The sequence below is a fragment of the Lacisediminimonas profundi genome, assembly GCF_008831265.1.
In the GTDB taxonomy this organism is placed as follows: domain Bacteria; phylum Pseudomonadota; class Gammaproteobacteria; order Burkholderiales; family Burkholderiaceae_D; genus Lacisediminimonas; species Lacisediminimonas profundi.
Map to the genome: position 1 here is coordinate 212,086 of NZ_VTTH01000003.1, position 21,712 is coordinate 233,797.

Below are 21,712 nucleotides of genomic sequence, written 5' to 3' on the forward strand. Positions count from 1 at the left end.
TGGCAATCTGGCAATTCACTTCGCCTCCTTATTCTGTTGACGGAAATTTGTTCGCCCCTCTATAGTGGCGGGATGATTTCCGAATTCCTCGCCCTCTCCGAGAAAGTCAGTCAATTAGCGGAACTGACCCATGCACTGCGCACGGAAAATGCCGAACTCCGCATGAAATGCGCTTCGCTGACCGGTGACAACGCTGACCTGGCTCGCCGGATGCAGGAGGCGCACCAGCGGGTTGCCCTGCTGCTCGACAAGATTCCTGCTGTGCCGAATCCGCAGCAGGAGGCCGCATGACCCAGATCGATGTTTCCATCATGGGGCAGGCGTACAAGCTGGCCTGCAAGGAAGGCGAGGAGCAGGCCCTGCTCGAAGCGGTCGCCTATCTCGACCAGAAGATGTGCGCGATCCGCGACGCTGGCAAGGTGCGCGGCAATGACCGCATTGCCGTCATTGCGGCCTTGGGCATCGCGGCAGAACTGCTCGCCACCAAGGCGGAAGATGGCCCCTTGTCGGGGGTATCGATCGCACAGATGAGGCAAGTGATTTCAGGGATGCACGAGCAGCTCGACCAGGCGCTCACGCCGCAGGAAAATCTGTTCTGAGCATTGGCGATTGCCGTGCCTGCTGCCGCGGTCTGCTACTTGCATTCACCTGCAAACGCAAGTCGCCGATTGCCCGATTGCATGCCTGTGCCGGCGCCTTAAAAAGTTCGCGGAATATTAAGCGAAAGAGATTGCGGAAGCGTTTGACATCGCGAATGAATCGGGTAGACTTTGAATCTCCTGCCGTGTTCGCCATTGCCATATATTCCTTGAACCTTTGTAGTGCATAGGTTGCGGAATAAAGTCGACGGGCGTGATCGTCGCTAGTCCGACGAACCCAAAGTTGATGTGACTGCGGCCGCCTTGAACCTTAAGGTTCAGGATGCCGGCAAAGCGGCACTGGCGGGAATTCATACCAAAGCGGTTGCATCCGATGCAGCCGCTTTTTTTTTTGCTGTCGCCATGCGCGCTTGCAGGGAGCTCGGGATGCAGTACTGGCTGATGAAATCGGAGCCGGATGAGGTCAGCATCGACGACGCGCTGGCCGCGCCGGCGAGCACGGTGGCGTGGACCGGGGTACGCAACTACCAGGCCCGTAATTTCATGCGGGACCGGATGAAGGTGGGGGATGGGGTGTTGTTCTATCACTCCAGTTGCGCCGAGCCGGGGATTGCCGGTATCGCTGAAGTGGTGAGCGGCGCTTACCCTGATCCGACCCAGTTCGATCCGGCCAGTCCGTATTACGATCCGAAGGCGAAGCAAGAAGAGCCGCGCTGGCTGCTGGTCGATGTGCGGGCGATGCGCAAGACGCGCTTGTTGAAGATTGCCGAGTTGCGCGCGCATCCGGCGCTGTCCGACATGGTGATCCTGCGCAAGGGGAACCGCTTGTCGATCACGCCGGTGACGCAAGGCGAGTGGGATGCGGTGCGGGAGTTGCTTGCTTGAGTTCTGCCTTTTTTGCATGGACCGGCGTCCGCCACGAACGCTCCCTCCCCTTGAAAGGGAGGGAGCTATAAAGTCGATCCGCCGTTGACGCCGCTGCTACGGCTGAATGAAATTCACGCTCACTCCCCGAGCATCACCGCTTACGCGTACCGGTCCCGCAATACATTCTTCTGCACCTTGCCCATCGTGTTACGCGGCAGTTCGGGGACGAAATGCACCCGCTTCGGCACCTTGAAATTGGCGATGCGCGCTTTCAGGGACTGGATCACGTCCGATTCGGATAGCGTTGCACCCGGCTTCAGCACCACCACCGCATTCACCGCCTCGCCGAAATCCGGGTGCGGCACGCCGATCACCGCAGATTCTGCAACGCCGTCCATCTCGTCGATCACCGATTCGATCTCTTTGGGATAGACGTTGTAGCCACCGGAGATGATCAGATCCTTGCTGCGTCCGACGATGGAAAGGTAGCCGTCGTGGTCGAAGCGCCCGACATCGCCGGTCTTGAAATAGCCATCGGCAGTGAATTCCTCGGCGGTCTTTTCCGGCATGCGCCAGTAGCCCGGGAAGATGTTCGGGCCTTTGACCTGGATGTCGCCGATATCGCCAACTGCGCAATTCTCGCCCCCGGCGTTCACCACCCGCACTGAAACACCTGGAAGAGGCACGCCGACGGTCCCGCCGCGGCGTTCGCCGTCATACGGGTTGGAGGTCAGCATCACTGTCTCGCTCATGCCGTAACGCTCCAGTATCGTCATGTCGGTACGGGACTGGAAATCGGTGAAGGTTTCCGTCAGCAGCGGCGCCGAGCCGGAGATGAACAGGCGCATGTTGCGGCAGGCTTCACGTCCGAATCGCGGATCCGCCAGCAGCCGCACATAGTAAGTCGGCACCCCCATGAATACCGTCGAGCGGCCGAGGTACTCCATGACCTGCGCGGAATCGAAGCGCGGCAGGAAAATCATCTTGCTGCCGCTGTAGAGCGCGCCATGCGATGCCACGAACAGGCCATGTACATGGAACAGCGGTAGCGCGTGCAGCAGCACATCGTCCTGCTGCCAATGCCAGAAGCGGTGCAGTACCTCGGCATTGGATGCCAGGTTGCGGTGGGTCAGCATCGCGCCCTTGCTACGGCCGGTGGTGCCGGAGGTGTAGAGGATGGCGGCAAGGTCGTCGCCGGCCCGCTGCACCGTCTGGAACTGGTCCGGATGGTGGGCGGCGCGCTCTAGCAGCGAGCCGCTGTTGCGGCCGTTGTGCAGTTCATCCAGCGTGAACACATGTCTGGTGCCCGACTTGAACGCGCTTTGCGCGACCCAGCCGAAATTCGCCGGCGAGCAGACCACTACAGCCGGTTCGGCGTCACCGAGGAAGTAATCGATCTCGGACTGTCGGTAGGCGGTATTGAGCGGCAGGTACACCAGTCCGGCGCGTATCGTCGCCAGGTACAGCATCAGCGCTTCCGGCGATTTCTCCACCTGCACGGCAACGCGCTCGCCCGGTTCCAGTCCGAGGCTGGCCAGCAGGTTGGCAATCCTCGCGCTGGCGCGCTCCAGGTCGTCCCACGAGTAGTAGTGGCCGTCATGGGTTTCGATACAGCAGGCGCTGCGGTCGGCGGGGAAGCGGGATGCAAACAGTGCGTAGAGATTAGCGTTCAGGTTGTCGTTCATTTTGTGTTGTTGGCTGTCATTTGCCGGTGAATACAGGCTTGGTCTTGGCGAGGAAAGTTCGTATGCCTTCCTTGTGGTCGTCGGATTCGAAATAGGCAAAGGCGGCGCGCAGTTCGGTATCGGTCAATGGTGCGGCCACCGGTGACAGGCGGCGCACCTGCTGCTTGTTCATACGCGCAGCGAGCGGCGCGCCCTGCGCAATGCGCTGGGCGCTGCGCCACGCTTCATCGGGCACATCTTCCACAATGCGGTTGAGAAGGCCCTTCTGCATCGCTTCGGCCGCGCCGAAGACCCGGCCCTCGAGCAGGATTTCCAGCGTGACAGCACGGCCCACGAGTTGCAGCAGGCCGACCATCTCGCCGGGCGCCAGCGGAAAGCCGAGGCGGTTGATCGGAATGCCGAAGCGGGATGCGCTGTGGGCAATTCGCAAATCGCACACGCTTGCCAGTTCCATGCCACCACCGACACAGACACCTTCGATTGCAGCAATGGTCGGATGCGGACAATGCAGGACCGCGTGCAGCGCATTGGCGATCGTGACGGTGTGATATTGGATACCCTGTTCGGTGGTGAAGCGCACATCGGGGAATTCTTCGATGTCAGCGCCCGCAGCGAAGTTGCCGCCTTCTCCGCGCAGGATGATGCAACGCAGATCATCGTCAGCCGACAGCTCTGAAAAAATGCGCGCCAGCCCCTGCCAGGCCTTGACGTCCAGCGCGTTCAGCTTGCCCGGATTGGACAGCGTGACGGTGGCGATGCGTTCCCGGGCTTCTACCTGTATCGTTGACATTTTTGCACTCGAAAAAAATAGCAGCCGGCACTGGCCGGCTGCTGATTGAGCCGCTACTACGCGCTTCAGTCGAGCTTGATTTTTGCCGCTTTGACCACGGTAGCCCAACGTGCAATTTCCGAGGTGACCATGGTGCCGAACTGGCCGCGCACCACGTTTGGCACTTCCGACCCGTTGCTGGTCCACGAAGTCTTGAGTTCGGGCGAGGCCAGCGCTTTCTGCACCTCGGCCGCCATTTTATCGACGATTTCCGGCGGCACGCCTTTCGGGCCCCACAATCCATACCAGGTCGATACCTCGTAGCCCGGCACGCCTGCTTCGGCCGTGGTCGGCACGTCGGGGAATGCCTGCGAGCGGCGTGGCGCCGCAACTGCCAGCGCCTTGATGCGGCCGCCCTTGATATGGCCGGCCGATGATCCGAGGCCGTCGAACATCACGTCCACCTGGCCCGCGATCAGGTCCTGCAAGGCAGGGCCGGCGCCGCGATAGGGGATATGTGTGATGAAGGTCTTGGTCTGGATCTTGAACAGTTCGCCGGCCAGGTGATGCGATGTGCCATTGCCGGCCGATGCGTAATTGAGCTTGCCCGGATTCTTTCGGGCGTAATCCAGGAATCCCTTCAGGTCATTCACCGGCACCCGCTGCGGATTGACCACGATTACCTGCGGCGGGGTCGCCAGCAGTGCGACGGGCACGAAATCCTTCTCGATGTCGTACTCCAGCTTCGGATAGATCGAGGGTGCGATGGCGTGGTGCGCAGCACCGACGAACCAGGTGTAGCCGTCGGGGGCGGACTTGGCCGCAATGGCTGCACCGATGGTGCCGCCGGCGCCGCCACGGTTATCGATGATGACTTGCCGGCCGAGTTGCTTCGTCAGTTGCGCTGCCAGCGGACGCGCGAAGGCGTCGGTTCCGCCACCTGCCGGGAAGGGTACGACCAGGGTGACGGCCCGGTTCGGCCAGGACTGGGCATGGCCATGCGCAGCAATTAGCAGTCCTGCGCTCAGCAGGAGCAGTTTTTTTAGCTTCATGTGTGTCTCCATATTATGTTGTCCGGACATCGGAATCCGGGCCTCCCTGCATGCGTCAGCTTGCGGGAGGTTTTCTGTAGGCCGTCAATAATAAAACAATTCCCAGGACGATCATCGGAACCGAAAGCATCTGGCCCGCTGAAATCACCAGCGGGCCGAGTGTGACTTCATAGTCCGGCGTGCGGAAGTATTCGGTGAAAAAGCGCGCCACGCCGTAGCCTGCCGCGAACACGCCGGACACCGCCATTGTCGGGCGCGGCTTGCGCGCGAACAGCCACACGACGACGAACAGCAGCACGCCATCGACCAGCGCCTGGTAGAGCGGCGACGGATGGCGTGGGAACTGGTCCACGTTGGGCCAGATCATGGCCCATGGCAGCGAAGCGTCTGCCAACCGGCCCGGCAGTTCGGCGTTGATGAAGTTGCCGAGCCGGCCGGCTGCATAGCCAAGCGGCACCAGCGGGGCGATGAAATCCATCACGTCCATCAGGCGCCGTCCGTTCTTGCGCGCCCATAGCAGCATGGCGGCCATGACGCCCAGGAAGCCGCCATGGAAGGACATGCCTCCTTTCCATACGGCGAGGATTTCCGCCGGGTGCGACAGGTAGTACATCGGATGGTAAAACAGGACTTCGCCCAGCCTGCCGCCGATGACGACGCCGAGCACGCCATAGAACAGCATGTCGTCCAGGTCTTCCTTCTTCCAGCCCGCCGCGGCGATATGCGGCTGCTTCATCCTGATGCGTCCGAGCACGAGGAACAGCACGAAGGCGAGCAGGTACATCAGGCCATACCAGCGTACGGCTAGCGGTCCGATCGAAAACGCGATCGGATCAGGCATCGGATGGATCAGCATTCAGTACTTCCTTTTCAGCAGTTTAAGGAATGCCTGCAGTACAGGCGAGGGATTGTCGCGCCGCCAGGCGAAGCCGGTTTCGATCATCGGCGCCGGCTCGCGCAGGGCGCGGTAGGTCACACCGGGCCGCTTCAGGTTCGACACCGATTGTGGCACAAGCGCTATCCCCATTCCTGCCGACACCAGCGCGACAATGGTTTGCATCTGGATCGCTTCCTGCCCGATGTGCGGCGTGATGCCGGCCTGGCGGAAGCAGGACAGGATTGCGTCATGAAAGGATGGCGCGATGCGGCGCGGGAACACCAGCAGCGGCTGGCCGGCGAGCGCGGCCAGGGAAACCGGTCCGCGCGCCGGGAGTGCCTTCAGCCCATCCGGTGCCGCCACCACCAGCGGTTCAGACAGCACCGGCTGGTAGTCGAGCTGGTCGGCAAGCTTGTCGGGCAGCGGCGGGATCAACAAGCCGAGATCGATGCGCCCGGCCGCCAGGTCTTCCCACTGCACGTCGCTGGTAGCCTCGCGCAGTTCGATCTGGACCTGCGGGTGGCTTTGACCGAAGCGGCGCAGGAATTGCGGCAGCACGCTGTAGTCCGCAATCGACACGAAGGCGACCGTAAGCCGGCCCGATTCGCCGGCGGCTGCCCGCCGCGCCATATCCGGAAGCGCCTCGGCCTGCTGCAGCAGGCGGCGCGATTCGGGGAGCAGGGCGAGGCCGGCGGCAGTCAGGCTGACGCTGCGGCTGGTACGCAGGAACAGCGGCGTGCCGAGATCCGTCTCCAGCGCGCGGATCGATTGCGACAGTGGGGGCTGGGTCATGTGCAGGCGCGCCGCCGCCCGGCCGAAATGCATTTCTTCGGCCACGGCAATGAAATGGCGCAACTGGCGCAGCTCGATCGGCATATCGGAGGGGGGATTGATTCGTGGAATATATTGATCAAGCGTGAATGATATATTTGACAGCGTGGCATGCGCAAGGCAATGTAGCGGTCTTCGCCGGACTGCCCGGCACTGACAACACGCATTCCATCGGAGGCAACATGGCAAACAACCCTCGCTCGAAGCACATCACGCAGGGCGTGGCGCGCAGCCCCAACCGCTCAATGTATTACGCATTGGGCTACGAGAAAGCGGATTTCGACAAGCCGATGGTTGGCATTGCCAACGGGCATTCGACGGTTACCCCCTGCAACTCCGGACTGCAGAAGCTGGCCGACATCGCCATCCAGGCGACCAAGGAAGCCGGCGCCAATCCCCAGGTATTCGGCACGCCGACCATCTCCGACGGCATGTCGATGGGAACCGAAGGCATGAAGTTCTCGCTGATCTCGCGCGAGGTGATTGCCGACTGCATCGAAACCGTGGTGAACGGCCAGTGGCTGGATGGCTGCCTGGTGATCGGCGGCTGCGACAAGAACATGCCGGGCGGCATGATCGCGATGGCGCGCACCAACGTTCCCAGCATTTATGTCTATGGCGGCACCATCAAGCCGGGCCGCTGGAAGGGTCATGACCTGACCATCGTGTCCTCGTTCGAGGCGGTTGGCGAATTCACCGCCGGCCGCATGTCGCAGGAAGATTTTGAAGGGATCGAGCGCAACGCCTGCCCGAGTTCCGGTTCCTGCGGCGGCATGTACACCGCCAACACCATGTCGTCCTCATTCGAGGCGCTTGGCATGGCGTTGCTGTACTCGTCGACCATGGCCAACCCGGATGACGAGAAAGTCGGTTCGGCTGCCGAATCCGCGCGGGTGCTGGTCGAAGCGATCAAGAAAGACCTGAAGCCGCGCGATATCATCACCCGCAAGTCGATCGAAAATGCCGTGGCGCTGATCATGGCAACCGGCGGATCAACCAATGCCGTGCTGCACTACCTGGCGATTGCGCATGCAGCCGAGGTGGAATGGACGCTCGACGACTTCGAGCGCGTCCGTCTGCGCGTTCCGGTGATCTGCAACCTCAAGCCCTCGGGCCAGTACGTCGCCACCGACCTGCATCGTGCCGGCGGCATACCGCAGGTAATGAAGCTCCTGCTCAATGCCGGCCTCATGCATGGCGACTGCATCACCATCACCGGCCGCACGCTGGCCGAGGAACTGGCCGACATTCCCGACCTGCCGCGCGCGGACCAGGACGTGATCCGCACCATCGACAAGGCACTGTACGCGCAGGGCCACCTGGCAATCCTCAAGGGCAATCTGGCGCCCGAGGGTTGCGTGGCCAAGATCACCGGCCTCAAGAATCCGGTGATAACCGGTCCGGCGCGGGTGTTCGAGGACGAGTACACCGCAATGGACGCGATCCTGGCCGACAAGATCAACCCGGGCGATGTGCTGGTCCTGCGTTACCTCGGCCCCAAGGGCGGACCCGGCATGCCGGAAATGCTGGCGCCGACGTCGGCACTGATCGGCAAGGGCCTGGGCGAGTCAGTTGGCCTGATCACCGATGGCCGGTTCTCCGGCGGCACCTGGGGCATGGTGGTAGGACACGTCGCGCCCGAGGCATTTGCGGGCGGCACGATTGCGCTGGTCAAGGAAGGCGACTCAGTCACGATCGATGCGCACCAGCAGCTGATCCAGCTGAATGTGGCGGACGAGGAGATCGCTCGCCGCCGTGCCGAATGGAAAGCGCCGGCGCTGCGTTACACCCGCGGGGTGCTTGCCAAATATGCAGCACTGGCATCGCCTGCGAGCAAGGGTGCGACGACGGGTTAAGGACGAAGCAAGGACGAAGCAAGGACGGGGTTTCGGGAGGCGCTGTCTCGCGCCTTCCGCGGACCGACTTGCAGGCCGGTCCGCGGACGAGGTCCAGGCTGCATTCGCGATGCACTGGCTCGCGAATGCAGCCTGGAATGGGCCTACTTGAACGTATTCTTGATCCGTTCGCGCCGGATCTTGTCCGCTTCGTCGTGTGCCTTCTTCTTGTCCAGCCCCAGGAATTTCTCGCCGAACTCGAACCAGATGAAGGTCACGACGAACAGGCCGGCTATCCACCACCAGGACAGGCCTGCGACCGGTTCGACCTCCAGGTAGCGCAGCACGGCCAGCAGGACAATGATGATGATCAACGGCATGAATTTTCTCCTCTGAAGCGGAGGATATTGTCATCGACTGTAACGGTCAACCGCCGTATTTCCCGGGCGTGGTAAGTTAAAGACTGCAGGATTGCCGGCAAGTCGGTTTCCGGCAAAAAAGGTTAGAATGCGGAATCTGTTTAATCTGGAGGCAGTAATGAAACAAGTGTTGGTTGCCCTGGTTGCGCTCGGCGCGCTGGTCTCGAACGTGGCGATGGCAAACGCCGATCTGGCAAAACAAAAGAACTGCATGGCCTGCCATGCAGTTGCCAATAAAGTCGTTGGCCCCGGGTTCAAGGACGTGGCGGCAAAATACGCCGGCCAGAAGGATGCAGAAGCCAAGCTGGTGGACAAGGTCCTCAAGGGCGGCAGCGGCGCATGGGGCGCAGTCCCGATGCCAGCCAATCCGCAAGTCAGCAATGCCGAGGCGCATACGCTGGTGAAGTGGATCCTGGCTCAGAAGTAATCTCCGGTCCAGTCCCGGAACAAAAAAAAGCGCCCTGTCGGGCGCTTTTTTGTTGATGGTGCGCCCGTTGCCGGGCGCACCGTCGCCAGCCCTAGCGGACTACCGCGATCTTCTCTTTCTTGCCACCCTTGTAAGTGAACAGGGTAAGGGTGCCGTTCCTGATGTCACCCTTGTCATCGAACTCGATGTTGCCGGTCACCCCCTCATGCTTGATCTTTGCCAGTTCGGGCAGATACTTTGCGGGCTCGGCCGAACCGGCCTTTTGCATCGCTGCCGCCATTGTCATCACCGCGTCGTAGACATAGGGGGCGTAAAGCTGCACCTCCATGTTGAAGCGCTTCTTGTAACGTTCGACGAAGGCTTGCATGTCCTTCTCCTTGGCGCCGGTCACGCCGCCGGCTTCGGCGCATATCACCTGGTTGTCGGACAAGCCGTCGCCGGCCAGCTTGGACAATTCGGCGGTGCAGATGCCGTCACCACCCATGAACTTGGCATTGATGCCCAGCTGTTTCATCTGGCGCAGCATCGGGCCGCCGACATTGTCCATGCCGCCGAAGAATACGACTTCCGGCTTTTTCGACTTGATCGCGGTCAGGATGGCGCTGAAGTCAGTCGCCTTGTCGTTCGTGTATTGCTGCACTACCTGCAAGCCGCCGGATTTTGCCTTTGCTCCCTTGATGAACTCGGCGGCCACGCCCTGGCCATAGGCGGTCCGGTCGTCGATCACGGCGACCTGCTTGGCCTTGAGGGTGTCGATCGCATAGCGGCCCAGCGTGCTGCCGAGTTGGCTGTCGTTGGCGACCACCCGGAATGCAGTCTTGAAGCCCTGCTGCGTGTATTTGGGATTGGTGGCCGAGGGTGAAATCTGCGGAATGCCGGCGGCATGGTAGATGCTGGAGGCGGGAATGGTGGTGCCGGAGTTCAGATGGCCGATCACACCATTTACCTTGGCGTCAACCAGCTTCTGCGCCACTGCCGTGCCCTGTTTGGGATCGGCGGCGTCGTCTTCCATCAACAACTGGAACTTCACCTTCTTGCCGCCGAGGGTGATGCCCTTCGCATTCAGGTCTTCCATGGCAAGGATGGCGCCGTTGGCGTTGTCGCGGCCATAGTGCGCCTGTCCGCCGGACATCGGCGCCACATGGCCGAGCTTGACTACCAGTTCCTGCGCCAGGGTGGGGTTGGTCGAGGCCATTGCTACGACGCCTGCGCTTGCCAGCAGAATTGCTTTTGACCGCATTGGATTCCTCCGAGGATTGAAAAAACGGCAGCATGCTGCAACACTGCATGCGTGCCTTCTGATGGCAAACATTACCTTAGAACAAAAGACCTGCAAAGGCCTAGCCGATTTTCTGTCCCAGCGCCCATTCATGTCCAGACTCCATATCCTCGACAAGGTCGACCGCAAGCTGCTGAACCTGCTGCAGAAGAATAACCAGATGCCCACCCGGGACCTGGCCGAGCGGGTGCATGTATCGCAGCCGACCTGCCTGCGCCGGGTGCGGGCGCTGCACGAGGCGGGCGTCATCAGCGCAGATGTCGCGATGGTCGATCCGTTTGAACTGGGCTACGGAATGATGGCCTTCCTCGAAGTGTCGCTGGCAAACCAGTCGGACGAGGAAATGCAGGCATTCGAGGCGCGCATGGGGCGCGAGGCCGAGGTGCTGCAGTGTTATTTCGTATCGGGCGACTACGACTATTTCCTGGTGGTGCATGTGCGCGACATGGACGCGTATTACCAGTTTGTCCGGCGGGTGATCTCGGGGCCGGGGAATGTGCGGAACTTCCAGTCGCGCTTCCCTATGAAACGGGCGAAGTTTACGACCAGGATTGCCTTTGACGAGAAAGAGTCCGAGGTGGGGGTGCGGGCGCGCCGCTAGAGACCAGCAGAATAATCAGACATGCAGGCGGTCCGGGCCTGCACGTCGGTACGCCGTATTACGCCCGCAACGGCTGGCCCGCCATCACCCCGGACCGCCCGCTGGCCGTCATTCCCGTAAACGCGAAATCCAGCTCCGGCACCCGTCCCGACACGATGTCGGCGATCGCGCGGCCCGAGCCGCAGCCCATGGTCCATCCCAATGTGCCGTGGCCGGCGTTCAGGAACAGGTTAGAGATCTTTGTGCGGCCGATGTAGGGAACATTGGATGGCGTCAGCGGACGCAGGCCGGTCCAGTAGACCGGGTGATCATAGTCGCATGCACCCGGGAACAGTTCGCGCGTACGCCGGGTGATCGCTTCGCAGCGTACCTGGTTCAGTTCACGCGTGTAGCCGTTCAGCTCGCAGGTGCCGGCCACCCGCAGCCTGTCGCCCAGGCGCGACAGCACCAGCTTGTAGCCGTCGTCGGTCAGCGACACGACTGGCGCCGCGTCCGGATCGAGCACCTGGTAGGTGGCTGAATATCCCTTGCCGGGATAGATCAGCAGGTCGATGCCCAGCGGCTTGACCAGCGGCGTCGAGAAGCTGCCCATCGCCACCACATAGGCATCGGCGCGCAGCACCCGGTGCCGGCCGTGGCCGTCGATCACTTCGACGCCGGTGATGCGGGATGCGGCGCCGCTGCCCTCCGTCAGCAGCCGGGTGACCGTGGTACTGGTCTCGATCGTGACGCCGGCTTGCTGCGCCCGTTGCGCCAGCCCGGTGGTGAACTTGTAGACGTCACCGGATTCGTCGGTTGCCGTGTAGTCGCCGCCGACTATCCGGTCGGCAATCGGCCGCAGTGCGGGCTCGATCTGCAGGACCCGTGCGGCATCGACGGTTTCGCGCGGACAGCCGAGCTCGCGCATCAGGCGGGCGGCAGGCTGGGCATGCTCGAATTCTTCCTGGTTGGTGTAGAAATGCAGGATGCCGCGTGTCAGTTGATCGTATTGGATGCCGGTTTCCGCACGGACATCCTGCAAAGTCTGGCGACTGTATTCGGCGATTGCCACGATCTGCCGGATGTTGTGGTCGGTGCGCGATTGCGTGCATTCGCGCAGGAAGTTCAGGCCCCATTTCCATTGCAGCCATTCGGGTCGGAAGCGGAACAGCAGCGGCGCGTCTTCCTTGCCCAGCCATTTCAGGATCTTGGCCGGAGCCCCCGGATTCGCCCATGGCTCTGCGTGCGAAACCGATATCTGCCCGCCATTGGCGAAACTGGTTTCCTGCGCCAGTCCCGGCTGGCGGTCGACCACCGTGACCTGATGACCTGCCTTGTTCAGGAACCATGCGGAAGCGGTGCCGATGATGCCGCCGCCCAGTACGATTACGTGCATTTCCGTTTCTCCAATGTGCCGGCCCTCGCGGCGCGGCGCTGCCGGTCTTGTCGGGCGGCCTTTGCATTGTCGCGGGCTATCGTATCGCCGCGAACCCGGGCCCGACCTGAGTGGCACCCCAGAAAACATTCTAAAAATATATTGATTTCGAAAGTAATCAATATGGAGTCATTGATTTCCATTTTCGGCAGGTGGATCTTCCGCCGCGTTCAAAAAACAAAGGAAACCGCTAAAAAATTTAGTTTTGCGTCGAACGCAGACGGGCAATTTCCTGGGACACCGCGCGCACGATCATTTCCTCCAGCGATTGGTGCAGGCCGCTGCGAATGTCAGTGGCCAGCGTGCTGACCGCTCCTTGCAGCACATCGGCCAGGCTGTCGCGCACCCGGTGCTCGAGTGTGGTATCCACCCTTGCCAGCAACTGCCGCAGGATGCGCTCGCGCAGTGCCCGCTCCAGCCGCGCCCAGTCGGCGCTTCCCATCGAGGCGATCGCCCGGGCTTCCAGTTCCTCGATGCTGGCGGGTGCCGTCGCCGGCACTTGCACTTCCAACGGCGCCGATGCCTCTGCCGCGGCGCCAGGGGCGCCGGCACCGGCGACCTGGGCCGTTGGCTCCTGCGCCGCTTCGATGACTTCGGTCAGTACCGGTATGCCGGCATCACGTGACGGGCTGCTCATTTGCGCTCCGGCTGTAGTGTTTGAGGGGATAGCCGCGCTGGCGGTAATAGGCGTAGCGCTCGCGCCCGAGTGCTACCTCGTTCTGGTCGGTCGACACCACTTCGATCAGTCGTTCGAACCGGGCGAAATTCGCGGGTGAGACCGTGGCGAGATTGACCAGCAGCCGGTGGTGGGGCAGCGCCGCCTCGTCGCTGGCCGTCAGCACTACCGGTGTGCTGGCGGCCAGCGGATCTTCCGCGCGCACGTGCGGCAGGAAATCCTGTTCGGAGAATGTCCACATTACCTGGTCCAGCTTGCCGAGCTCGCCGTCGTCACCGCAAAACACCACGACCTGCCAGCCGTCGTTGAGCGCCTTGCGAATCAGCCGGCAGGTGTAGAGCAGCTTGTCCGGCACATTGGTATGGAAATCTATCTGGGTCATGGTGGCGCTTGGGTTGGGCGTGCCCGGTTCCGTGCTGTTGGCCGTGCTTTTGACCATGTTTAAAAGCGGAATCCGGAAGCTGCGTCCGGTTGCGGTGCCGGGGATGCCGGAGGCGCAGCTGCCTTGGCCGGCTGTTGCGCTTGCTCCGCTTGCTGTTGTTGCGGCGGCACCAGTGGCGCCGGCTCCGGATTGCGCCAGCCGGCCGGCAACCTCGACTCGGCCGGATATCCGGCTGCCGTCAGAAGCTGGTTCCAGGCAGTTGGCTCGTAACCCTGCTGGCGCTGGCGGCCCACGGCCAGCACTGGCAACTGGCTGTTGCCACCGGCAATGGCGCGCAATGCCGCGATGTCCTCGTTGCTGGTAATGGTTTTTTCGGTGACCGGCACGCCGCGCGACGCCAGCAGGCTGCGCCCTGCATCGCAGGGAGCACAGTTCTTCATGGTGTACAGGGTAACCGGATGTGCGGCGGCTACCTGTTGCAACGCGTAGGGCAGGGCCACGTCCCCGCGTGCTTCGCCGGCCCGTGGCCGGGTCTCGACATTCCTGGCATCGCGCGGTGGCGGCGTGTCGCTGTAGTTGATCTTGCCATCCGGCCCGACCCACTTGTACAGCTGCGCACTGACCGTCCCCGGGACAGCGAGGACCAGCAAGGCAAGGGCGATGGTTCTCATCGGCGCGTCAGAGCGTCATGCCGTTGTGCCGCAGCAGCGCGTCGATGGTGGGCTCGCGGCCGCGGAAAGCCTTGAAGCTTTCCATCGCCGAACGCGAGCCTCCTACCGCCAATATCTCGGTATGGAACTTCATTCCGGTATGTGCCAGCAATTCGGCGTCATCTGCCGCTTCCTCGAATGCGGCATAGGCGTCGGCGGATAGTACCTCGGCCCATTTGTAGCTGTAGTAGCCAGCAGCATAACCGCCCGAGAAAATATGGCTGAACGAGTTCTGGAAGCGATTGAATGCCGGCGGCACCAGCACGGCGAATTTGTGCCGCACCTCGGCCAGTACGTCGGCTGCGCTGCGGCCGCTGTCGGGATCGAAATCGAAATGCAGGTGCATGTCGAACAGCGAGAACTCGACCTGGCGCAGCATCTGCAGCCCCGACTGGAAGTTCCTGGCGGCGACCATCTTGTCGTACAGCGCACGCGGCAGCGCTTCACCGGTTTTGACATGCGCGGTCATCCCTTGCAGGACATCCCACTCCCAGCAAAAATTCTCCATGAACTGGGATGGCAGTTCCACCGCGTCCCATTCGACGCCGGAAATGCCGGAAACCCCGAGTTCATCGACCAGCGTCAACATGTGATGCAGGCCGTGGCCGAACTCGTGGAACAGCGTGGTGACCTCGTCGTGGGTGAACAGCGCATCGCGACGTTTGCCGTCGACCACCGCAGGCTCGGTGAAATTGCAGGTCAGGTAGGCGACCGGCGTCTGCACCAGGTTGCCGGCAACACGGCGCCCGCGGGCGTCGTCCATCCAGGCCCCGCCGCGCTTGCCGTTGCGCGCATACAGGTCAAGGTAGAACTGGCCGACCAGCTGGCCATTTTTCTCGATCCGGAAGAAGCGGACGTCGTCATGCCAGACGGGAGCCTGGTCGCTGCGGATCTCGACCGAAAACAGCTTCTGCACCATGCCGAACAGCCCGGCAACGACTTTGGATTCCGGGAAATACTGCTTCACTTCCTGATCGGAGAAGGCATAGCGTTTTTCGCGCAGCTTCTCGGAGGCATAGGTGATGTCCCAGGCTTCCAGCCCGTCCATCCCCAGTTCGCTCTTTGCGAAGGTCCTCAACTCGGCCAGGTCGTTTTCCGCGAAAGGGCGGGCGCGGCGCGCCAGGTCTTCCAGGAAGTCGACCACCTGCTGCGGCGTCTCCGCCATCTTTGACACCAGGGAAACTTCAGCGAAATTCCGGTATCCCAGCAGCGTCGCTTCCTCCCGCCGCAGGCGCAGCAGGTCGGCGATGATCCGGGTGTTGTCCCATTCCGGCTTCTCGCCGAGTTCGGACGCCTTGGTCGCATTGCCGCGATAGACGGCTTCGCGTAGCGCGCGGTCATCGGCGTATTGCAGGACCGGGAAATAGGACGGGAAGTGCAGGCTGAACTTGTAGCCGGCCTTGCCTTCCTTTTCAGCCAGCGCCTTGGCCGCGTCGACCGCATCCTCGGGAAGTCCCGACAAACGCGCTGCATCCTCGATCAGCAGTTCCCATGAATTGGTCGCATCCAGCACGTTTTCGGAGAAACGGTTGGAGAGGGTGGCCTGCTCCTCCTGGATTTCCGCGAACCGTATTTTCTGGTCCGGCGCAAGGTCGGCGCCGCCGAGCTTGAAGTCGCGTACCGCGTTGTCGATGATGCGGCGGCGCGCGGGGGACAGGCTGGCGAACGACGGCGCCTGCTGCAGCTGTTTGTATTTGGCGAACAGCGCTTCGTTCTGGCCCAGCGCGGTCCAGAACTCGGTGACCAGCGGCTGGTTCTCGTTATAGGCTGCGCGCAATTCGGGTGTGTTGACCACCGCGTTCAGGTGACCGACCACGCCCCAGGCGCGGCCCAGTTTTTCAGTGACGCTCTCCAGCGGTTCGACGAAGGAGTCCCAGTCCGGCGCCCCGGTCGACGCTTCCAGGCGGGCGATCATGTCCCGCCCGTCCTGCAGCAGGATCTGGATGGCCGGTGTTACATGCTCCGGACGGATCGCGTCGAAGCGCGGATGATCGGAAAAGTCGAGCAGGGGATTGTTCATCAAAGTGTTCTTTCGGCAGCTTCCAGGGTATTGACGAGCAGCATGGTGATGGTCATCGGCCCCACGCCTCCGGGGACGGGCGTGATGTAGCCGGCCACTTCCGATGCCGGACCATAATCGACGTCGCCGCACAACTTGCCGTTGTCGTCACGGTTCATGCCGACGTCGATGACGACGGCGCCCGGTTTGATCATGTCCGCCGTGACGATGTTCCGCTTGCCGGTAGCAACCACGAGAATGTCCGCCTGGCGGGTGTGATGGCCGAGGTCGCGCGTCTTCGAATTGCAGATGGTGATGGTCGCGCCCGCTTGCAAGAGCAGCATGGCTTGCGGCTTGCCAACAATATTCGACGCGCCGACGATCACCGCATGGGCGCCGCGCACCGGATAGTCGATCGACTCCAGCATTTTCATCACGCCATACGGCGTGCAGGGACGGAACAGCGGCTGGCCGGTCATGAGCAGTCCGGCATTGCTGATATGGAAGCCGTCGACGTCTTTCTCGGCCGCGATGGCCTCGATTACCTTGTGCGAGTCGATATGCGCCGGCAGCGGCAACTGCACCAGGATGCCATGGATTTTCGGGTCCGCATTGAGGGCGGCGATGCGTTGCAGCAGGTCCGCCTCGCTCATGTCGGCCGGATATTTTTCCAGTACCGAATGGATGCCGTTGTCTTCGCACGCCTTGACCTTGTTGCGCACGTATACCTGCGAAGCCGGATTTTCGCCGACAAGAATAACGGCGAGTCCCGGCTGTCTGCCTTTGGCGGTGAGGGCCGCCGCCCTGCGCGCGACGTCGGCGCGGAGTTGTTGTGATAGCAGGTTTCCGTTGATGATTTGTGCAGGCATGAAGTGAGGGATGGTTGGCTGGACGAGAACCGGAATTATAAGGGCTGTAGTGCGGGCTGCAGTGCGGTCTGGACTGAATACCGGAATGCGCGGCGATTGTGGCGAAGCGCGGTGCGGTCACCGGCACCTCATCTCTTTTGATTCCGCATTATGAAATCAAATATCGCATTTTGAAAAATGGAAGGCTGCTGCTAGAATCCGGTCAGTTAGCGCGACAACAAGTCGCATTTTGGATGAGAATGCCTGCAGCAGGTGTCCCGCTGTGACAGGCCCCGAGAAGGAGACAAGCATGTCCGCCCAGATAGACCAGATCCTGGCCCAGGCCGCCAACGATCCCGACGCAGTCGAAACCCAGGAATGGCTCGACGCCCTTGAAGCGGTGATCGCAAACGAGGGCCCCGAACGGGCCCACTACCTGATGGAGCGCATGGTTGACCTGGCACGCCGCCGCGGCGCCCAGATCCCGTTCTCCAGCAATACCGCCTACGTCAATACCATCCCTGCCCAACTTGGCGCACACTGCCCCGGCAATCTCGAATACGAAGAACGCCTGCGCTCGTGGATGCGCTGGAACGCGATGGCGATGGTGGTCAAGGCAAATCGTGTCGATGGCGATCTTGGCGGCCATATTTCCAGTTTTGCTTCGCTGGCAAACATGCTGGGGATCGGCTTCAACCATTTCTGGCACGCGCCGACCGAAGACCACGGCGGCGACCTGCTCTACATACAGGGCCATTCATCGCCTGGCGTCTATGCGCGGGCCTTCCTCGAAGGCCGCATCAGCGAAGACCAGATGTCGAATTTCCGCCGCGAGGTCGATGGCCACGGCCTGTCGTCCTATCCGCATCCGAAATTGATGCCCGATTTCTGGCAGTTTCCTACGGTCTCGATGGGTTTGGGTCCGATCATGGCGATCTACCAGGCGCGCTTCCTGCGCTACCTGCACGCGCGTGACATTGCCAATACCGAGCGCCGCAAGGTCTGGGTGTTCTGCGGCGACGGCGAGATGGACGAGCCGGAATCGATGGGCGCGATCGGCATGGCTGCGCGCGAGAATCTCGACAACCTGGTCATGGTCGTGAACTGCAACCTGCAGCGGCTCGACGGCCCGGTGCGCGGCAACGGCAAGATCATCCAGGAACTGGAAGCCGATTTCCGCGGCGCCGGCTGGAACGTGATCAAGGTGATCTGGGGCGCTCCCTGGGACGAGCTGCTGGCGCGCGATCACGACGGCATCCTGCAGCGCGTGATGATGGAAACCGTCGATGGCGAGTACCAGAACTACAAGGCCAAGGACGGCGCCTTCGTGCGCAAGCATTTCTTCGGCAAGCATCCCAAGTTGCTTGAAATGGTCGCCAACATGTCGGACGACGATATCTGGCGCTTGACGCGCGGCGGTCATGATCCGCACAAGATCTACGCTGCGTACAAGCAGGCCTTTGAGCACAAGGGGCAGCCGACCGTGATCCTGTTGAAGACCGTCAAGGGCTTTGGCATGGGCAAGTCGGGCGAGGCGCGCAATACCGCCCACCAGACCAAGAAGCTCGACGACGATGCGATCCGCGAAATGCGCGACCGTTTCGGCATCCCGATCCCGGACGACAAGCTGCACGAGGTGCCGTTCTTCAAGCCGTCGGACGACGCGCCCGAGATCCAGTACCTGCACGAGCGTCGCCGTGCGCTGGGCGGTTACCTGCCGCAGCGCCGCGTGAAGGCTGACGAGACACTGCCGGTACCCGGCCTCGATGCATTCAAGGCGGTGCTGGAGCCGACCGCGGAAGGCCGCGAAATCTCTACCACCCAGGCTTACGTGCGCATGATTTCACTGCTGCTGCGCGACGAGGGCCTGGGCAAGCGGGTGGTGCCTATCCTGGTCGACGAAGCGCGTACCTTCGGCATGGAAGGCCTGTTCCGCCAGATCGGCATCTACAGTCCGCGTGGCCAGTTGTACGAGCCGGTCGACAAGGACCAGGTCAGCTATTACCGCGAGGACAAGGCCGGGCAGATCCTGCAGGAAGGCATCAATGAAGCGGGCGCGATGAGCACCTGGATCGCGGCGTCGACCTCGTATTCGTCGAACAACCGCGTCATGATCCCGTTCTTCACCTTCTACTCGATGTTCGGCCTGCAGCGGGTGGGCGACCTGGCGTGGGCAGCCGGCGACATGCGCGCCCGCGGCTTCCTGATGGGCGGCACTGCAGGACGCACGACGCTCAACGGTGAAGGCTTGCAGCACGAAGACGGCCACAGCCACGTGCTGGCATCGACCATACCGAACTGCATGCCCTACGACCCGACCTTCGCACATGAAGTGGCGGTGATCGTGCATGACGGGCTCAAGCGCATGATCGAGCAGCAGGAGGACGTGTTCTACTACATCACCGTGATGAACGAGAACTATGCGCATCCTGGCCTCAAGCCGGGCCAGGAGGAGGGCATACTGAAGGGCCTGTACCTGCTGAATCCGGCCGAGGGCAAGTCGAAACTGCGGGTGCAGCTGATGGGCTCGGGCACGATCCTGCGCGAAGTCATCGCCGGTGCTGACCTGCTGCGCGACGACTGGGGTGTCGCTGCCGACATCTGGTCTGCTCCTTCCTTCACGCTGCTGGCGCGCGAGGGCCAGGACGCTGAACGGTGGAACATGATGCATCCGACCGAGAAGCCGCGCTTGTCCTATGTGGCGCAATGCCTGGAGCCGAGCAAGGGGCCGATCGTGGTTGCTACCGACTACATGCGCACCTTCGCCGAACAGATCCGCGCCTTCATTCCGAAAGGACGGGCCTACAAGGTCCTGGGCACCGACGGTTTTGGCCGCTCCGACACCCGCGCAAAACTGCGCGAGTTCTTCGAGGTCAACCGCTACTATGTGACGGTCGCTGCACTCAAGTCGCTGGCAGACGAGGGTGCGATCGACGCGAAAGTGGTCCAGCAGGCGATTGCGAAGTATGGCCTGGACGCAGACAAGCCGAATCCGGTCACCCAATAACAGTTACGCAGTAACTCACACCAACAAGATTGCTGCCGTGCGCAGGGCGGGCGCAAGTGCGCCCTGCCTGCCGCGGGATTAGAACGGAGCGACAACCATGAGTTTGCTGGAAGTGAAAGTACCGGATATCGGCGACTTCAAGGAAGTGGAAGTCATTGAATTACTGGTCAAGGTGGGCGATACCATCAAGGTCGACCAGTCGCTGGTCACGGTGGAGTCCGACAAGGCCAGCATGGAGATCCCGTCCACGCAGGCGGGCGTCATCAGGGAATTGAAGATCAAGCTGGGTGACAAGGTTACCGAAGGCTCGCTGCTGGCGATCGTCGAAGCGCAAGGCGCAGGCGAAGCCCCGGTCCCGGCCCCGGCAGCAGCAGCGGCGGCTGCGCCTGCACCTGTAGCCGCCCCCGCTGCTGCTCCGGCTCCTGCCGCGCCGATGCCGGCAGCCATGACAGCGCCGGCCAAAATGGCTGTTGCTGCTGCCGCTCCCGTGCCCGGAGCCACGCCGCATGCTTCGCCTTCGGTGCGCAAATTCGCCCGTGAACTGGGCGTCGACCTTTCCCTGTTGCGGGGAACCGGCCCGAAACAACGCATTACGCAGCAAGACGTGCAGGCCTACGTCAAGGACGCGCTCAGTGCCGCAGCGGGCGCCGGGCCAGCTTCTGCCAAGGGCGGTGGCGCCGGGCTGGACCTGTTGCCATGGCCTTCGCTGGATTTCAGCAAGTTCGGTGCAACCGAACTGCAGCCGCTGTCGCGCATCAAGAAGCTCAGCGGCGCCAACCTGCACCGCAACTGGGTGATGATTCCCCATGTGACGCAGTACGACGAGGCTGATGTCACCGAGCTGGAAGAATTCCGCAAGTCGACTAATACCGCGCTGGCGAAATCCGGTGTCAAGCTCACCATGCTGGCGTTTGTCATCAAGGCTTGCGTCGCCGCGCTCAAGAAGTACCCGAGCTTCAACGCATCGCTCGATGGCGCCGGCGAGAACCTGATCCTCAAGCAGTACTACAACATCGGCTTTGCCGCCGACACGCCGCAGGGCCTGGTGGTTCCGGTCCTGAAGGACGCCGACAAGAAAGGCGTGTTGCAGATCGCGCAGGAGATGGGCGATCTGTCCGCCCAGGCGCGCGAGGGCAAGCTCAAGCCGGCCGACATGCAGGGCGCGAGCTTCACCATCTCGTCGCTGGGCGGCATTGGCGGCACCAAGTTCACGCCGCTGATCAACGCGCCGGAAGTGGCGATCCTTGGCTTGTCGCGCACTGACATGAAGCCGGTCTGGGATGGCAAGCAGTTCGTGCCGCGCCTGATCCTGCCCCTGTCGCTGTCCTATGATCACCGCGTAATCGATGGCGCGATGGGCGCGCGTTTCACGGTGTACCTGGCCGAAGTGCTGGGCGACATGCGCAAGACCTTGCTATAGATCAAAGGGAAAGGG

General features: G+C 62.0%; 21 protein-coding genes and 1 other RNA gene. 9 read left to right on the forward strand and 13 right to left on the reverse strand.

Features of this window, described 5'->3' with window-relative positions; genetic code table 11:
• Nucleotides 1-72: 72 nt before the first annotated feature.
• From FVE66_RS10720 to FVE66_RS10735, 4 genes are all read left to right on the forward strand, one after another.
• On the forward strand, nucleotides 73-291 hold the full coding sequence (locus FVE66_RS10720) for a coiled-coil domain-containing protein (protein WP_151447432.1): 219 nt from the start codon (nucleotides 73-75) through the stop codon (nucleotides 289-291).
• Nucleotides 288-599 carry a cell division protein ZapA gene (locus tag FVE66_RS10725; protein WP_151447433.1) on the forward strand — a complete coding sequence of 104 codons (312 nt, stop codon included), beginning with the start codon at nucleotides 288-290 and terminating at the stop codon, nucleotides 597-599. Before FVE66_RS10720 ends, FVE66_RS10725 begins: the two co-directional genes overlap by 4 nt.
• Before the next feature lie 174 nt (nucleotides 600-773).
• Nucleotides 774-952: non-coding RNA, 6S RNA (gene ssrS / locus FVE66_RS10730), on the forward strand.
• A 73-nt stretch (nucleotides 953-1,025) separates the two neighbouring features.
• Nucleotides 1,026-1,484, forward strand: coding sequence for an EVE domain-containing protein (locus tag FVE66_RS10735; protein ID WP_151447434.1), 459 nt, complete (start codon nucleotides 1,026-1,028; stop codon nucleotides 1,482-1,484).
• 140 nt (nucleotides 1,485-1,624) lie between these two features.
• Here the strand turns inward: FVE66_RS10735 and FVE66_RS10740 are convergent, their stop codons facing one another.
• The 5 genes from FVE66_RS10740 to FVE66_RS10760 all read right to left on the reverse strand — a co-directional run bounded on the left by FVE66_RS10740 (nucleotide 1,625) and on the right by FVE66_RS10760 (nucleotide 6,725).
• Nucleotides 1,625-3,139 carry a malonate--CoA ligase gene (locus FVE66_RS10740; RefSeq protein WP_151447718.1) on the reverse strand — a complete coding sequence of 505 codons (1,515 nt, stop codon included), beginning with the start codon at nucleotides 3,137-3,139 and terminating at the stop codon, nucleotides 1,625-1,627.
• A 28-nt stretch (nucleotides 3,140-3,167) separates the two neighbouring features.
• On the reverse strand, nucleotides 3,168-3,941 hold the full coding sequence (locus tag FVE66_RS10745) for an enoyl-CoA hydratase/isomerase family protein (RefSeq protein WP_151447435.1): 774 nt from the start codon (nucleotides 3,939-3,941) through the stop codon (nucleotides 3,168-3,170).
• Between the two features lie 65 nt (nucleotides 3,942-4,006).
• A complete protein-coding gene (locus tag FVE66_RS10750; RefSeq protein WP_151447436.1) occupies nucleotides 4,007-4,972 on the reverse strand; it encodes a Bug family tripartite tricarboxylate transporter substrate binding protein in 966 nt (321 codons plus the stop codon).
• 55 nt (nucleotides 4,973-5,027) lie between these two features.
• Complete coding sequence (gene lgt / locus FVE66_RS10755) at nucleotides 5,028-5,828, reverse strand: prolipoprotein diacylglyceryl transferase (protein ID WP_151447437.1); 801 nt, start codon at nucleotides 5,826-5,828, stop codon at nucleotides 5,028-5,030.
• On the reverse strand, nucleotides 5,829-6,725 hold the full coding sequence (locus FVE66_RS10760) for a LysR substrate-binding domain-containing protein (RefSeq protein ID WP_151447438.1): 897 nt from the start codon (nucleotides 6,723-6,725) through the stop codon (nucleotides 5,829-5,831). It lies immediately after the preceding gene.
• Between the two features lie 137 nt (nucleotides 6,726-6,862).
• On the opposite strand from FVE66_RS10760, the gene ilvD reads away from it, so the two are divergent.
• Nucleotides 6,863-8,536: a dihydroxy-acid dehydratase gene (gene ilvD / locus FVE66_RS10765; protein ID WP_151447439.1), complete on the forward strand. Its 1,674-nt coding sequence runs from the start codon at nucleotides 6,863-6,865 to the stop codon at nucleotides 8,534-8,536.
• 143 nt (nucleotides 8,537-8,679) lie between these two features.
• Here the strand turns inward: ilvD and FVE66_RS10770 are convergent, their stop codons facing one another.
• Nucleotides 8,680-8,895 (reverse strand): TIGR04438 family Trp-rich protein, encoded by a 216-nt coding sequence (locus FVE66_RS10770; RefSeq protein WP_151447440.1) that lies wholly within the window; start codon nucleotides 8,893-8,895, stop codon nucleotides 8,680-8,682.
• Between the two features lie 157 nt (nucleotides 8,896-9,052).
• Here FVE66_RS10770 and FVE66_RS10775 point away from each other — a divergent pair, with 157 nt between their 5' ends.
• Nucleotides 9,053-9,361: a c-type cytochrome gene (locus tag FVE66_RS10775; protein ID WP_151447441.1), complete on the forward strand. Its 309-nt coding sequence runs from the start codon at nucleotides 9,053-9,055 to the stop codon at nucleotides 9,359-9,361.
• A gap of 91 nt (nucleotides 9,362-9,452) precedes the next feature.
• On the opposite strand, the gene FVE66_RS10780 is transcribed toward FVE66_RS10775, so the two are convergent.
• Nucleotides 9,453-10,601 (reverse strand): branched-chain amino acid ABC transporter substrate-binding protein, encoded by a 1,149-nt coding sequence (locus FVE66_RS10780; RefSeq protein ID WP_151447442.1) that lies wholly within the window; start codon nucleotides 10,599-10,601, stop codon nucleotides 9,453-9,455.
• A 130-nt stretch (nucleotides 10,602-10,731) separates the two neighbouring features.
• Between FVE66_RS10780 and FVE66_RS10785 the strand changes: the two genes are divergently transcribed.
• Complete coding sequence (locus FVE66_RS10785) at nucleotides 10,732-11,241, forward strand: Lrp/AsnC family transcriptional regulator (RefSeq protein ID WP_151447443.1); 510 nt, start codon at nucleotides 10,732-10,734, stop codon at nucleotides 11,239-11,241.
• 58 nt (nucleotides 11,242-11,299) lie between these two features.
• Here FVE66_RS10785 and FVE66_RS10790 read toward each other — a convergent pair whose 3' ends face one another.
• From FVE66_RS10790 to folD, 6 genes are all read right to left on the reverse strand, one after another.
• Nucleotides 11,300-12,616 (reverse strand): D-amino acid dehydrogenase, encoded by a 1,317-nt coding sequence (locus FVE66_RS10790; RefSeq protein ID WP_151447444.1) that lies wholly within the window; start codon nucleotides 12,614-12,616, stop codon nucleotides 11,300-11,302.
• Nucleotides 12,617-12,854: 238 nt separating this feature from the next.
• Nucleotides 12,855-13,292: a hypothetical protein gene (locus FVE66_RS10795; RefSeq protein ID WP_151447445.1), complete on the reverse strand. Its 438-nt coding sequence runs from the start codon at nucleotides 13,290-13,292 to the stop codon at nucleotides 12,855-12,857.
• On the reverse strand, nucleotides 13,273-13,713 hold the full coding sequence (locus FVE66_RS10800; protein ID WP_151447446.1) for a DNA polymerase III subunit chi: 441 nt from the start codon (nucleotides 13,711-13,713) through the stop codon (nucleotides 13,273-13,275). The genes FVE66_RS10795 and FVE66_RS10800 overlap by 20 nt, the downstream gene beginning before the upstream one ends.
• 59 nt (nucleotides 13,714-13,772) lie before the next feature.
• A complete protein-coding gene (locus tag FVE66_RS10805) occupies nucleotides 13,773-14,384 on the reverse strand; it encodes a glutaredoxin family protein (protein ID WP_151447447.1) in 612 nt (203 codons plus the stop codon).
• Between the two features lie 7 nt (nucleotides 14,385-14,391).
• Complete coding sequence (locus FVE66_RS10810; protein WP_151447448.1) at nucleotides 14,392-16,443, reverse strand: M3 family metallopeptidase; 2,052 nt, start codon at nucleotides 16,441-16,443, stop codon at nucleotides 14,392-14,394.
• On the reverse strand, nucleotides 16,443-17,291 hold the full coding sequence (gene folD, locus FVE66_RS10815; RefSeq protein ID WP_151447449.1) for a bifunctional methylenetetrahydrofolate dehydrogenase/methenyltetrahydrofolate cyclohydrolase FolD: 849 nt from the start codon (nucleotides 17,289-17,291) through the stop codon (nucleotides 16,443-16,445). Before folD ends, FVE66_RS10810 begins: the two co-directional genes overlap by 1 nt.
• Nucleotides 17,292-17,580: 289 nt before the next feature.
• Between folD and aceE the strand changes: the two genes are divergently transcribed.
• Nucleotides 17,581-20,277 carry a pyruvate dehydrogenase (acetyl-transferring), homodimeric type gene (gene aceE / locus FVE66_RS10820; RefSeq protein ID WP_151447450.1) on the forward strand — a complete coding sequence of 899 codons (2,697 nt, stop codon included), beginning with the start codon at nucleotides 17,581-17,583 and terminating at the stop codon, nucleotides 20,275-20,277.
• A 97-nt stretch (nucleotides 20,278-20,374) separates the two neighbouring features.
• Complete coding sequence (aceF, locus tag FVE66_RS10825) at nucleotides 20,375-21,697, forward strand: dihydrolipoyllysine-residue acetyltransferase (RefSeq protein ID WP_151447451.1); 1,323 nt, start codon at nucleotides 20,375-20,377, stop codon at nucleotides 21,695-21,697.
• Nucleotides 21,698-21,712: the final 15 nt, after the last annotated feature.